Here is a 12661-nt window from a genome sequence, read left to right on the forward strand (position 1 = left end):
CCTACTGAACAGTAGTCAATAGCTTGGCGCGGAACTCCGTACACTGAGCGGCATGCCCGCACGGCGACGAACCCGACTGACGCCCGACCAGCGGCGAGCCCAACTGCTGCGCCTGGGCCGCGAACTGCTCGGGACGCGCACACTCGAGGAACTCTCCATCGACGAACTCGCCGAACGGGCGGGGATCTCGCGCGGCTTGATGTTCCACTACTTCAAATCCAAGCAGGGCTTCCACCGCGCGGTCGTCGAGGCCGCCTGCGCGGATTTCCTCGCCCGCACGGCTCCCGACCGCGCACTCGAACCCCACACCCGCCTGCGGGCCGTTCTCGTCGCCTTCGTCGACTACGTCCTCGACCACCGCGCCACCTATGTGTCCCTGGTGCGCGGCGCTTCGAGCGCCGACGAGATCGTCCGTGAGCTCGTCGACGACGCCCGCCGCACCCAGGCGACACGAATCCTGGCGGGCTGCGCCGAATTCGGCATCGACGAGACCCCGATGCTGCGCACCGCCGCGCGCGCGTGGGTCGTCTTCGCCGAGGAGACCGTGGTCGCGTGGCAGGATCCCGAGGAAGACCGGCATGCCCTCGCTGTGTTCCTCGAACGCACTCTCGTGGCGGTCCTCGCCTGCGTCGACCCGGCCGCGCACGCTGTGTCGCCGGCTGAGCGTCCTTCGGCTGCCCGCCCGGATCACCACCACTCCGCCGCGCTGCTGCCCCAGGGAACCGGCGCATCGGCCCAGTCGGACGGGCCGCCCTCGATCGCGAACGGCGGCAGCGCATAGGCGAGTCGGCCCTGCTCGGCGACTTTGTGCCCGAGATGTCCGGCCGCGGCGACGCGGCGCGGGAAGGTCGGGAGGTGTTCGTCCGGATCGTAGTGGCGCAGCAGCCACGACGCGGTACGGGCGAGCGCGAGTTCGAGGTGGGTGCCCAAGCCGTCTTCCTGACGCTCCGTCAAAGCGCGCAACACGCCCGCCGCGAGCAGATAACCCGTCCCGTGGTCGAGCGCCTGGGCCGGCAGCACACCCGGGCGCTCGTCGCCGTCGGCCTCGATCCGGGCGATGCCGGTCGGCCCTTGCACCAGGCTGTCGAAGCCGCGCAGATCCGACCACGGCCCCGTGCTGCCCCACGCCGAAAGCGTCGCGACGACGATGCCCGGGTGCCGGGCGGCCAGCTCGTCCGGGGCGAGACCGAACCGGGCCAGCGCGCCGGGCCGGTAGCCGGTGACCACCACGTCGGCATCGGCGAGGAGCCCGTCGAGGACGCGCATGCCTTCGCTTGTCCGCAGATCGAGCAGCGCGGATCGCTTTCCGAGCCCGGTGTCCAAGTGCTGGGCGGGGAGTTCCGGCAGGTGCGGCGGGTCGATCCGCAACACCTGCGCGCCGAGGAGTGCGAGCGTCCGGGTGCCGACCGGGCCGGCGATCACGCGCGTGAAGTCGAGGACGCGGACCCCGGAGGCGGGCAGCACCGGCACGGCACCGCCGCGCGCGGGCAGCGTGCCGAGCCGGCGGGGTGACGTCGCGCCGATCCGACGCCGCGTCAGCAGCGGGGCGTCGGCAAGCATCGAACCGTGCGGGTGCGCACGCCACTCGTCGGGCTCGCGGACCGCGAACGCCAGGCCGCCGGCGGCACGCACCCGCTTCTCGGCGTCGGCGGTCGGCAGCGCGAGCAGCGCGAGCGCAACAGCCTCGGCCGGGTCCGCGGGCGTGCCGGTGATCGCCAGCGCCCGGAACAACGCCTCCCGGTGGTGCGGGTAGTTGCCGTGGACGCGCACGAGGCCGTCAGCGCAGGCGAAGAACTTCGACAGCGGGTCCATGGCGGCCTGCGGCGAGCCGTCCAACCGCAGATGGCGTTCGCTGGTGAAGGCGATGGCCGCGGCCTCGCTGTCGACGGTCACCGGGGCCGCGGCCGTGGTACCTGCGCCGGACCGCGCGGCGGCCAGCTCGGATCCCGCCGCTCCGGCCGCGGCGGCGGTCGCCAGGGCCAGCTCGGTCACCGGCAGACGAGCAGGCAGCGTGTCGGGGCGGCCGGTGAACGACACGCGGCGGGTGAACGCCGGGTCGCCGCCCAGGGACCGCCAGGCCTCGTCGAGCAGCCGCGCTGCGGAAGGACGCATGGGCCCATCCCACCACCGCGTCCCGCGCTGCCGCACAGCGGGGCAGGAAGGGAAGAGCCGGGAGAAACGCAAGATTGACTGCCCGTCAGTCGAACGCAAGTTCGTTGTAGTGAGCAATTTCTCATGATCCGCCGGTTTTTCGCGGCACCTCCACGAAGTCTCCTTCACCCCTTTGTGTGGTCAATGCCCGGTACGCGGACCGGGACCCGTCCGCGTACCGACACTGGAAAGCGGGGCCGTCGGCTCCACCGGTCAAGGCCGCACGGCCGTCGGCGCGAACTGCGACCGGCACGAACGGCAGGCAACAGAAACGCGGGGGTGCGCGATGCGGAAGATCTGGGGCAGTGGCGGCGCGGGCGGGCTCGGCATCAATGACGCCCTCCTGCAGGACAGGCGGCTGAGCTTTCCCGCTCGCGGTCTGGCAGTGCACCTGCTGCTGTTACCGGAGTCCGCGCGCCCGGATCCGGTCGTGCTCGCGGCCCGTCCCGGTGAGACCGCCGAGTCGATCGAGGGGTACCTGGTCGAGCTCGAATCCGCCGGCTACCTGCGCCGCCGCACCGTACGCGGCGACGCCGACGGGCTCATCGTCGAAGTCACGGTGTACGCCCAAGCCCGCGCGGGCGCCGGCCGGGACGAGGAGCCCGGCCGGGTCTTCCGGTGGCCGCTGTGACCGGCCGCACGACCGCATCAGTAGCGCCAGCGTGTCGCGGCGACGACCTCTTCGGGGGTCGAGCCCGCGAAACGGACCGCCTCGGCACGCCGGACTGCGGCGACCGCGCCCTGCAATTCGGGGCCCATCGCGGCAGCCAGCGCCTGGGACCGGTCGAACGCGTCCGCCGCCTCCACCAGCGATGCCGGAAGGCGCTCCGCGTCTGTGCCGTCCGGATTGCCGAGCGTCTCGCGAGGAAGCAACAACCGCCGCTCGATCCCGTCGAGACCCGCAGCGACGACCGCCCCGACCGCCAGGTACGGATTGGCGGCCCCGTCGAAACACTTGACCTCGGCGTTGGCGCTCGCCGCGCGCTCGCCGACGCTGCCGGTGATCAGTCGGACCGCCGCCTCGCGGTTCTCCAACCCCCAGCACCGGAACGCGCCCGCCCAGTGCGAGGGCACCAGCCGCAGGAAACTCGCCGCCGAAGAGGCCCCGACCGCGGTCAGGGCCGGCAGCGCGTCGAGGACCCCGGCCAAAAACGCCTCCCCGACAAAGGTCAGGGCGTGCACGCGGTCGCCGCCCTGCATCGCGTTCACGCCCTCCTGCCACAGACTCAGGTGCAGGTGGCCGCCGTTGCCCACGGACCCCGGCAGCACGACAGGCGCGAACGACACCCGGAACCCGTGCCGTGCCGACACCGCCCGGATCGTGTGCCGCACGACCATCGCCGTGTCCGCCGCTCCCACGGCGTCCTCCGGGGCGAACGACACCTCGAACTGCCCCGGTGTGTACTCCGGGTGAAGCTGAAGCACCGTCATGTCCTGTTCCGCGAAAGCCACAAGGAGGTCACGCAGATAGTCCGAGCACTCGACCAGGCGCCGGGCGCCGTAAGCCGGGCCCTCCGCCGCCACCACGGGAGGCTCATCGTCCGCACCCGCGTGCGCCGCGACCCACTCGATCTCGAAGCCCGTCCGCAGCGACAGGCCGCGCTCACCGGCCGCGGCCTGCATCCGCCGCGCGAACCGACGCGCGCACAGGGGGTGCGGCGTACCGTCCTGACGCAGGCGGTCGCCGGGCGCCCAGGCCCAGCCGGGCTGCGCCGCCGAGACGAGCACGCGATCGAGATCCGGCACCAAGCGCAGGTCGCCGACCGGGCCGCCGCTCCACGGCGTCTCGGTCATCGAGTCGTCGGCGAGAAACACGTCGAACGCCGGGGAGGCACCGACCCCCCATGCCGCCGCGTGCGGCAACTGTCGTACGGGAACCGTCTTCACGCGGCAGATGCCGGCATTGTCGACCCAATGGATCGCCACGCCCACGACGCCACGGGCAGCCAGGTCCGCAGCGACGACCCGGGCCCGCGCGCCCCGCTCGGCGCGGATCTCCGTGGTGAGCGTGTCGGCGCCGGGCATGTCCTGCGGCACCGGCGCGCCTGTCGTGTGCGCTGTTTCGAAGGCGCCTGGTGGGACCGGCGATTCCCGCGGTTCCTGCGAACCGGACGATCCACGTGCCCTGTCTGAACCGAACGAGTCGGTGACGCCCATTGAGTCCGTTTTCCGCGTGATGCCGGTCATGCCGTAATCCTGTCGTCACGGCGAGTGCACGGACACTCCCCGTCCGAGTGATCTGTCGTGCGCCAACGGCCCGATCATCAGCCGGTGTTCGAGTGCCCAAGCGGATCCGTGAGCCTGCGACCGGCCGGAGATCACCGCGCCGCCGCACACGGGTTCGTTAGGGTCGCGGACATGCTCACCACCCGAACGACCGGACCCGACGTGCGCATTTGCTGTGTCGGTGACTCCTACACGCAAGGCGTCGGCGACCGAGACGGAGGTTGGGTCGGCCGCCTGGCGGCCCGTGCCGTCGACCGGGGGCACCGGCTGACGGCGTACAACCTCGGTGTCCGGCGCGAGACTTCGGCCGACATCGCAGGGCGCTGGTTCGCCGAGACCGAACGCCGCCTCGACGGCGGTGACGCGTGCGGAGTCGTCTTCTCGTTCGGCCTCAACGACAGCACTCACGAATACGGTCGCCCGCGCGTGCCGCGGGACGCGAGTACCGAAAACCTCGCCACCGCCATCGACACCGCGCGTCGAGCGGGCTGGCCGGTACTTGTGGTCGGGATCCCGCCGATCCCCGAAGGGGACGGCGGGCGCGACGACTTGTCCGCACTGGAGTCGGCTTTCGCGGCGGTGTGCGACGCGAAGGGTGTGCCGTTCCTGCCCGTGCACGCGGCATTGCGCGACGAAGCGGCGTGGTGGGCGAGCATCGACGCGTACGGCGACGACGCGCACTGTGATGCGGACGGCTACCGCATGCTCGCCGACGTCATCGACAAGGCGGGTTGGTGGGCCTGGCTGGACGCACTTGCGGCATCCGCCGGATAGCCACATCGGGGAGCACCGGATTGCGGCGCGCCGGTCGGGGCGCGGCCCGGCATCATGCGCTCGGACGCGCAGGCACCGCGTCGGCGTCGCCGGTGCGCCCCCGATCAAAGATTCGCGCCGCACAGGGTCGCCGCAACTCCGTCGGTCCGCCCGGCTTCGTGCGACCGTGTGGCGTCGACGTCCGGGTGATCACGTCGCACGGCGGTGCCGGCGAGGGCGGAGCCGCAACGGGTTCGCGGACGGTACCGCGTGCAGCGGTCGGTCCGGCGTTCATCGGTGCGCGCGGGGGGACAGGGGTGCTCATGGCACAGGGCACGCCTACCGTTCGTGCCGACCGTACCGCGCGGGGCGGTCGGTGCCGGCGACGTGCGAGCTGTGACGGTCCCGGCCGAGGCGCGGGTGACCTCGGCCCCCTCCGGGCCGCGCGGCACCAGAGGGGGACCGCCCGGAGTTTCCGTCCTGTCAGGGTTTGATCGCGAGCCCTCCGGCCATCAGGCGCTGGCCGACCGTGAGCGGTTCCTCGACGGGCTCTTCGGGACGCCACAGCGGCAGGTAGACGACGCCCGGGTCGAGGAGTTCAAGGCCGTCGAAGTAGGCCGTGATCTCCTCCAGCGTGCGGAACCGCCCGGTGCCGAGACTGGTCAGCAGCGCGCCTTCGAGTGCGAGCGCGTCGGGGCTGGACGCACAGAAGTGCGTCAGCAGGAAGTGGCTCCCCGACGGCAGTGCGTCCAGGTAGGTCCGGACGATGCCATCCGGGTCCTCGTCGTCACCGAGGTGGTGGATCACGCCGACCAGCATGAGACCCACGGGCTGGTCGAGGTCGATGAACTTCCGGACCTGCGGAAGGTTCAGCACCGTTTTGGGGTCGCGGAGGTCGGCGGTCACGACCGTCGTGTTGTCGTTCTCCGCGAGCAGGGCCCGGCCGTGTGCCAGCACGATCGGGTCGATGTCGACGTACACAACCCGCGCGTCGGGGGCGACCGACTGGGCTACCTGGTGTGTGTTCTGCACCGTCGGCAGACCCGAACCCAGGTCCAGGAACTGACGGATGCCGGACTTGGCCATGTGGCGGACCGCGCGTCCGAGGATGTCGCGGTTGTAGCGGGCGACGTCGCCGATCTCGGGGACGATCTCCTGCGACTGGTCCGCGATCGCACGGTCGACCGGGAAGTTGTCCTTGCCGCCCAGAACCGCGTCGTAGACCCGCGCGATGCTCGGCTTGCTCACGTCGATGCCCGTCGGCGCCCAGTCGTCAATGCCGTCCGGCTCGCCGGTTCCGCCCGTGATGTCCGCGATGTCGCTCACGAGTCCCCTAATCCCTTACTGCCGTGGGCAGTTGATGATCCGTCAGCCGGATCGTAGCCGGTGTCGGGCACGGATGCGCACGCCGCTTCCGGGCATCCGTCAGGAAGGGACGAGCTGTTGGGGGGTCGGGCGCCGTGCCTTTTTTACCGGTTGATACGCTTTTTTTATAGTGAAGGGGTGAATGTTACGGCTGAAGCGCAGGCGACAAAAGAGGTGGACGAGGCGACGATCGCCCGTCGAGCCCGCAGGCGGCTTCGCGCGATCCGTGCGACGGCCTTCGTCGTCGTCGCCATCAGCGTGGCGATCATCACCGGGCTCGGCGTGGCCCGCGTCACCGTCCTGGACCGCGACTGGTACGACTCCGTCCTCGAACGCGAGGACAGCTACAACCGCCTCTACGACGAGGTCCTGGTCGATCCGGAGATGGCCGACATCACCCGCGACCTCCTCGCCCGGCTCCCGGTGCCGCCCAACCAGGTCACCGCGAACCTGCGCCTGGTCCTGCCCCCGTCCACTCTCCGGGGCATGGCCGGCGACCAGATCGGCCGTACCGTCGCCTACCTGCGCGGCGAAGAGGACGACCTGCACTTCACCGTGGACCTCAAGCCGGTCATCAACAACCTCGGCGGCGTCGCGGAAGTGTTCGTCGGCGACCTCGCGGGCGACGTTCCCTCGGTCACGAAGGCGAACGCACCGGCGTTCGTCGCCTCCGTGCAGCAGGCCCTCGACGCACTCGCGCAGGGCCGCAGCCCCGACAGCCTGCCCGCGCTCGACCTGGCACCCGAGGCGGTTCCGGAGGTCGCCGACCTCATCCTGGAGAAACTTCCGCCGGAGGACCGCCCCTTGGTCCGCGAGCCCGTCATCGCGTCCCTCCAGGCCCGTGATCTCGGCGGGGTGCTGGTCGCCATAGTCCCGGTCCTCTTCGGCGACGCGGTCCTCGACGCCCAGCAAGGACTTGCCGATCTCAGCAACCGCGAGCCCTGGGACCTGGTCATCGACGTCAAGGCCCAGGACACCGACGTCAACCTCGGTCCGCTGCCGCAGCTCCGCGCCTTCACCGTCTTCGGGCTCGACCAGATGCTGGGACTCGCGTGTGCCGCCGCGGCGGGCGGGCTCGCGGGACTGTGGCGCACCGCGCCTCAGCGCGGCCTCGGCCGGCTGCGCGGGCCGGGGGCCGCGCTGGCCGCCGGAGGGCTGCTGGCCGCATCGGTGTGCCTGATCGCGTGGGCGGCGGCGCCCCACCTCATCCCCGAGGACCGGGGTGGCTGGGCGCCGTCGGTCCGCGCGCTCGTGGCCGACCTGCAGGCCGCGGCCACCGAGGACATCGTCGGTGTCTGGATCACCGCCTCGGCCGTCCCGGTGCTCGCGGGCAGCGCGATCGCCGCCGTGTCCGGCTACGCGATGCGCCGCCAGCAGCGCGGCGAGGCGCCCGTAGCGCGCTCCCGGGCACGGACCGTCACCGGGTTCGCGGCGTTCGGTGCCGCCGCGGCACTGGCCATGACGGTTCTGGTGCCGGTCCCGACGGTGGGTGACTCGGCCCGGGAACGGCGCTGCAACGGCATGCCTCAACTCTGCGACCGGCGCTACGACGAGGTCGCGTACCTCACGACGCACAACGCGATGTCCTCCACCGCGGACCGGTTCCTCAGTCCCCTCCAGGACCCCGACATGATCACGCAGCTCGACCTCGGGGCGCGGGCGCTCATGCTCGACACGTATCGGTGGGAGACCCCCGAGGAAGTCGCGCCTCGACTCGCCGGTTCGGATCTGTCGCCCGAGGAGCAGCAGATCATGGCCGGCGTCGTCGACCAGTACGCCCCCGCCCGGCCGGGTTTGTGGCTGTGCCACTCGCTGTGCCGCGGCGGCGCCCTGCCGCTCGTGGAGAGCATGCGGGAGCTGGGCGACTGGCTCGACAGCAACCCGAACGAAGTGGTCACCCTGATCGTCCAGGACGCGATCGGCGGCACCGAGACCATGGAGGCCCTGCACGACGCGGGCCTGGACCGGTTCCTCGCGACGCCGCCGGAGGCGCCGGACGGCGTGTGGCCGACACTGCGCGAGATGATCGCCGCCGACAAGCGCCTCGTGGTCTTCCCCGAACGCGCCGACGGCCCCGACCCGCGCTACCGCAACTTCTACCGGTATGCGATGGAGACGCCGTTCACCTACACCAGCCCCGAGGCGATGGACTGCGTTCCCAACCGCGGCGGCACCGGCAAGCGCATGTTCCTGATGAACCACTTCGTCACCGCGCAGGGCGGCAGCCGCATCGACGCCGGACGCATCAACTCCCGGGAGTTCGTGCTCGACCGGGCCCGCGAATGCGAGGCCCAGCGAGGGGCCCCCGTCACCTTCGTGGCGGTCGACTTCGCGACGATCGGCGACGCCGTGGCGGCGGTCGACGTCCTCAACGCCGACCGGGCCGAACGCGCGGCGTCGTCGCGCGTGCAGACAGGCCCCGCCCCCGGAGACCACACGGGGACCGCCCCGCGCTGAGCGGCGCGGGCCCGACGTCAGTACGCGAGGCCGAACCCGGCCGGGAACTCCGGTTCGTGGGGCGCCCCGAGCGGGAACACCAGGCGCCCCAGCGGGGCGTGCCGACCGAAGACGACGTCCAATACCGTCTGGTCGGCGGCCCCGAGGTCGACCAGCAGCGCGGCGCAGTCGTCGGTGAACTCCGGTGCGGGACACGGGCCGTCGACGTGCAGCACGACGACCGTCGGGACGGCCGCCGCTATGTCGAGGACCCGGTCGGTGTCGTCGTCGGTGATGCCCGTGCCCTGCGGCGCGTCGACGCGCAGCACCGCGACCTCCGCCTCGGCGAGGTCGGCGACCGGATGCGCGTACGCCGCGGCGGCGGTGTCCGGAAGGCCTTCCAGGTAGACCCGCACGCCGTCGCGCAGGGGCAGCGCGGGACCCCCGCTCGCGCTCGTGCGCGTACTCGTGCGGTTCGTCAGCAGCGTCAGAGCCCGCAGCTCGGCATCCGAGCCGGATTCAGCCGCAGGCGCGCCGCCCGCCCGTGCGGAGGGCACCCCCGGCGAGCGGCCGGTGGCGTCGAAATCCCGTGCTGCACGGCGGTGTTCTGTCATGGCGTCTCTCATCGCGGGCAGCGCCGCGAAGGCGCCGACGAGCGGTTCGACGAACATGTCGTCGGCGGTCCGGGCGCGGATGTCGGCACCACACGGACCGCATCGGGTGTCTGGGGACGTCATCTTTCGGCGGCTCCCTTCGGCCGGGACCCCCGGCCGGGCCCCTCCTGCGCCGCCCCATGTTGGCAGATCGGGCTGACGGGTGCGCACGGCGCGTTCCCGGGAGAGTGGCCCCGACCGGTTGGTCGCCCATGCCGCCGAATCCTGCCGACTCCAGCAGCAGACCGGCTGTGGGGCGCCTCAGGGCAACGCAGCGTTCGCCAGCCGCGCCAGATGCACCAGAGTGTCCCGCGGCGACTGCGCGTTGGGGCCGCTTGCCTCGATGTCGACGCTGGTCACGCGCTCCCCGCGCCCGCGTGCGAAGGTGACGCCGCTGCCGCGCCGGCGGTCGCTGTAGAACACCGCGGCGTCGGCCAGCCCCGGGACGGGCTCGGTCAGCTCCGCCGGCGACGCGGCCAGCAGCACGACCTGCTCCGGGCCGCCGAGCAACGCGCGGGGCAGGTCCCCCACCCGCACGGTCAACACGCGTACGTCGTCGGCTCCGAGGAACACGCACGTCCGGCCGTTGTCCTCGGCGTACGTCGTCACGCGCGTGGCGCCCAACGTGTCGCGGACCTGCTCCGCGGTGAGCAGCGCGCAGCCTTCGACCGGCCCGGTCACGGGGCTTGCGGGCGGGGCGATCGGCGGTGTCGACGGCGCCGACGCCGCCGGCGCGCCGTGCGCCCGTCCGTCGGAACCCGACGCGAAACAGCCGGACGCCAGCCAGGTGCACCCCGCGGCCAACGCGCACCCCCACCAGCGGATCCTCACGGCAGCCCCCAACCCCGTCCACCCCCCGACCTGCGCCGCCCACCGACAACCGGCCCCCGCCGGTTGATCGCATTCAGGTCACGTAAATGTCTCAATCGGATGCTAGTGACCGACCAGCGCCGGTCGAAAGGGGGAAATCCCCTCCGGTACCGAACCCCGCGATTCAACCGGGGAGCGCCGACAAGCCCCGGCTGTGGCCGAACGCAGCGGATGGACGAACGAGTTGCCCTCGCGGGTGGCCCCGATCCGAAGCGGCGCAACCCGGCGCGAGCGCTTCGGTGCGCACCGTCCGGTGGCCGCACGTACGCCGCGCCGGGCGGGTCCGTGCAGTCGGCGTGAGCGCTTCGGTACCGTCCGGTGGCCCGCGCGCACGCCGCGACGGGCAGACTGTGTTCCGACCAAATCGCCCGTGCGCTCGCGCCCGACAAGCGGTTTGTCGGCGGCACGCAGCCCGGACTGCGCGTACTGGACCAGGCCTTCGGTGGCGGTGCCGGCCAGTCGCTATGGTCAGGGCATGACTTCCGCACCAAACAGCGCGTCGCAGACCGATCGTCCGGTCACGCAGGCCGTCATCCTGGCCGGAGGCCAGGGGACGCGGCTGCGGCCGTACACCGACGACCGGCCCAAGCCCATGGTGGAAATCCCGGGAACGGGCACCCCGATCGTCGGGCACCAACTGGCGTGGCTGGCGGCCGAGGGGGTCACGGACGTCGTGGTGTCGTGCGGGCACCTGGCCGAGGTGCTTCAGGACTGGCTCAAGAGCACCGAACTGCCGCTCGCCGTCTCGACCGTGGTGGAGACCGAACCCCTGGGGCGCGGCGGGGGCCTGAAGTTCGCGGCGCGCGCACTGCCTCGTCCGGACGAGCCGTGGTACGCCACCAACGGCGACATCTGGACCCGTTTCTCGCTGCGCGAGATGGCCGGGTTCCACGACGAACGGCACGCGGTCGCGACTCTCGCGCTGGCTCGCCCGCGCATCCCGTGGGGCGTCGTGGACACCGACAAGTTCGGCCACGTCCTGGACTTCATCGAGGCGCCCCCGTCGCCGTACCTCATCAACGCCGGGGTCTACGTGTTCTCGCCGGAGTTCACCGCGATGCTGCCCGAGAAGGGCGACCACGAGCGCACGACGTTCCCCAGGCTCGCACGCGAACGGCGGCTCGCCGGCTTCCCGTTGCCGCAGGGTGCCTACTGGAGGGCCATCGACACCGCGAAGGACCTCTCCGAGGCGGCGAAGGAACTGCGCGAGACGTCCGGAGGCTGAGTCAGCCCACCAGCTCGGCGAACAGCGCCGGTTCGATGTTGCCGCCGCTGACCACCGCCACGTGGTCGCCGCTGCGCGGCAGCGCGTCGCGGCGGAAGAGATATCCCGCGGTGGCGACCGCGCCGGACGGCTCCGCGACGAGTCGGGCCGAGTAGGCGAGGAAGCGGACGGCGTCGCGGATCTGCGACTCACTCACCGTGATGATGTCGTCGACGTACTCGCGGACATGCGCGAACGGCACGGTGCCGAGCGATGTCGTGCGCAGGCCGTCGGCGATGGTCCGGTAGGTGTCCGCCGCGGGCCACGCGGTCAGAGTGCCGGTACGCAGCGACTCGGCGGCGTCGGCGGCGAGTTCGGGTTCGACGCCGATCACCTTGATGTCCGGGCGCAGCGCCTTGACCGCCGTGGCGACCCCGGACAGCAGGCCGCCGCCGCTGACCGGCACCAGGACCGCGGCGGCATCGGGCAGATCCTCGGCGATCTCCAGCCCCGCGGTGCCCTGCCCCGCGACGATGCGTCGGTCGTCGTAAGGCGGCACCAGGGTGTAGCCGTGCTCGGCGGCGAGTTCGAATGCCGCGGTGTCGCGGCGGTCGGGGGTGACCGTCACGATCTCCGCGCCGAGCGCCCGCGTCGCGTCGACCTTGACGCGCGGCGCGGTGTCCGGCATGACGATGACCGCCGGGATCCCGAATCGGCGTGCGGTGTAGGCGACGGCTTGGGCGTGGTTGCCGCTGGAATGCGCGACGACACCGCGTGCGCGTTCCTCGTCGGTGAGCGAGGCGACGAGGTTGTGCGCGCCGCGCAGCTTGAAGGCCCCGATGGGCTGGAGGTTTTCCGGCTTGAGCCACAGCGCGCGGCCCGGTTCGCCGTGCAGGCAGGGCAGCAGCGGAGTGCGCACGACCGCACCCGTCACACGCTTGTGGGCTTCGCGCAGTTCGTCCAGGGTCACCAGGTTCGTCATGTGGGCACGCTAACGCCGGGG

General features: G+C 72.0%; 11 protein-coding genes. 5 read left to right on the forward strand and 6 right to left on the reverse strand.

Annotated elements, in window-relative coordinates; all coding sequences use genetic code 11:
* Positions 1 to 52 precede the first annotated feature (52 nt).
* Entirely contained in the window at positions 53 to 781 is a 729-nt protein-coding gene (locus ACRX5W_RS18170; RefSeq protein WP_436789231.1) for a TetR/AcrR family transcriptional regulator, read from the forward strand.
* On the opposite strand, the gene ACRX5W_RS18175 is transcribed toward ACRX5W_RS18170, so the two are convergent.
* The gene (locus ACRX5W_RS18175) at positions 688 to 2112 is read right to left on the reverse strand and encodes a CoA transferase (RefSeq protein ID WP_436789232.1); all 1425 of its coding nucleotides are present in this window, start codon (positions 2110 to 2112) and stop codon (positions 688 to 690) included. The two genes, ACRX5W_RS18170 and ACRX5W_RS18175, sit on opposite strands and share 94 nt — an antisense overlap.
* Before the next feature lie 325 nt (positions 2113 to 2437).
* Here ACRX5W_RS18175 and ACRX5W_RS18180 point away from each other — a divergent pair, with 325 nt between their 5' ends.
* The gene (locus tag ACRX5W_RS18180; RefSeq protein WP_436789233.1) at positions 2438 to 2782 is read left to right on the forward strand and encodes a hypothetical protein; all 345 of its coding nucleotides are present in this window, start codon (positions 2438 to 2440) and stop codon (positions 2780 to 2782) included.
* 17 nt (positions 2783 to 2799) lie between these two features.
* On the opposite strand, the gene ACRX5W_RS18185 is transcribed toward ACRX5W_RS18180, so the two are convergent.
* A complete protein-coding gene (locus ACRX5W_RS18185; protein WP_436789422.1) occupies positions 2800 to 4176 on the reverse strand; it encodes a glutamine synthetase in 1377 nt (458 codons plus the stop codon).
* Between the two features lie 333 nt (positions 4177 to 4509).
* On the opposite strand from ACRX5W_RS18185, the gene ACRX5W_RS18190 reads away from it, so the two are divergent.
* Positions 4510 to 5151, forward strand: coding sequence for a GDSL-type esterase/lipase family protein (locus tag ACRX5W_RS18190; RefSeq protein ID WP_436789234.1), 642 nt, complete (start codon positions 4510 to 4512; stop codon positions 5149 to 5151).
* Positions 5152 to 5613: 462 nt separating this feature from the next.
* Here ACRX5W_RS18190 and ACRX5W_RS18195 read toward each other — a convergent pair whose 3' ends face one another.
* Positions 5614 to 6447, reverse strand: a complete 834-nt coding sequence (locus tag ACRX5W_RS18195) for an SAM-dependent methyltransferase (RefSeq protein ID WP_436789423.1) — start codon at positions 6445 to 6447, stop codon at positions 5614 to 5616.
* 186 nt (positions 6448 to 6633) lie between these two features.
* Between ACRX5W_RS18195 and ACRX5W_RS18200 the strand changes: the two genes are divergently transcribed.
* On the forward strand, positions 6634 to 8952 hold the full coding sequence (locus tag ACRX5W_RS18200; RefSeq protein ID WP_436789235.1) for a hypothetical protein: 2319 nt from the start codon (positions 6634 to 6636) through the stop codon (positions 8950 to 8952).
* A gap of 17 nt (positions 8953 to 8969) precedes the next feature.
* On the opposite strand, the gene ACRX5W_RS18205 is transcribed toward ACRX5W_RS18200, so the two are convergent.
* Both ACRX5W_RS18205 and ACRX5W_RS18210 read right to left on the reverse strand, forming a co-directional pair.
* Positions 8970 to 9668: a hypothetical protein gene (locus ACRX5W_RS18205; RefSeq protein WP_436789236.1), complete on the reverse strand. Its 699-nt coding sequence runs from the start codon at positions 9666 to 9668 to the stop codon at positions 8970 to 8972.
* Positions 9669 to 9845: 177 nt separating this feature from the next.
* Positions 9846 to 10265 (reverse strand): hypothetical protein, encoded by a 420-nt coding sequence (locus ACRX5W_RS18210; protein WP_436789237.1) that lies wholly within the window; start codon positions 10263 to 10265, stop codon positions 9846 to 9848.
* A 664-nt stretch (positions 10266 to 10929) separates the two neighbouring features.
* Here ACRX5W_RS18210 and ACRX5W_RS18215 point away from each other — a divergent pair.
* Positions 10930 to 11679, forward strand: a complete 750-nt coding sequence (locus tag ACRX5W_RS18215) for a nucleotidyltransferase family protein (RefSeq protein WP_436789238.1) — start codon at positions 10930 to 10932, stop codon at positions 11677 to 11679.
* A 1-nt stretch (position 11680) separates the two neighbouring features.
* Here the strand turns inward: ACRX5W_RS18215 and ACRX5W_RS18220 are convergent, their stop codons facing one another.
* Complete coding sequence (locus ACRX5W_RS18220; RefSeq protein ID WP_436789239.1) at positions 11681 to 12640, reverse strand: threonine ammonia-lyase; 960 nt, start codon at positions 12638 to 12640, stop codon at positions 11681 to 11683.
* Positions 12641 to 12661 lie beyond the last annotated feature (21 nt).

Origin of the sequence: Yinghuangia sp. YIM S10712 (genome assembly GCF_051388935.1) — a bacterium.
In the GTDB taxonomy this organism is placed as follows: domain Bacteria; phylum Actinomycetota; class Actinomycetes; order Streptomycetales; family Streptomycetaceae; genus Yinghuangia.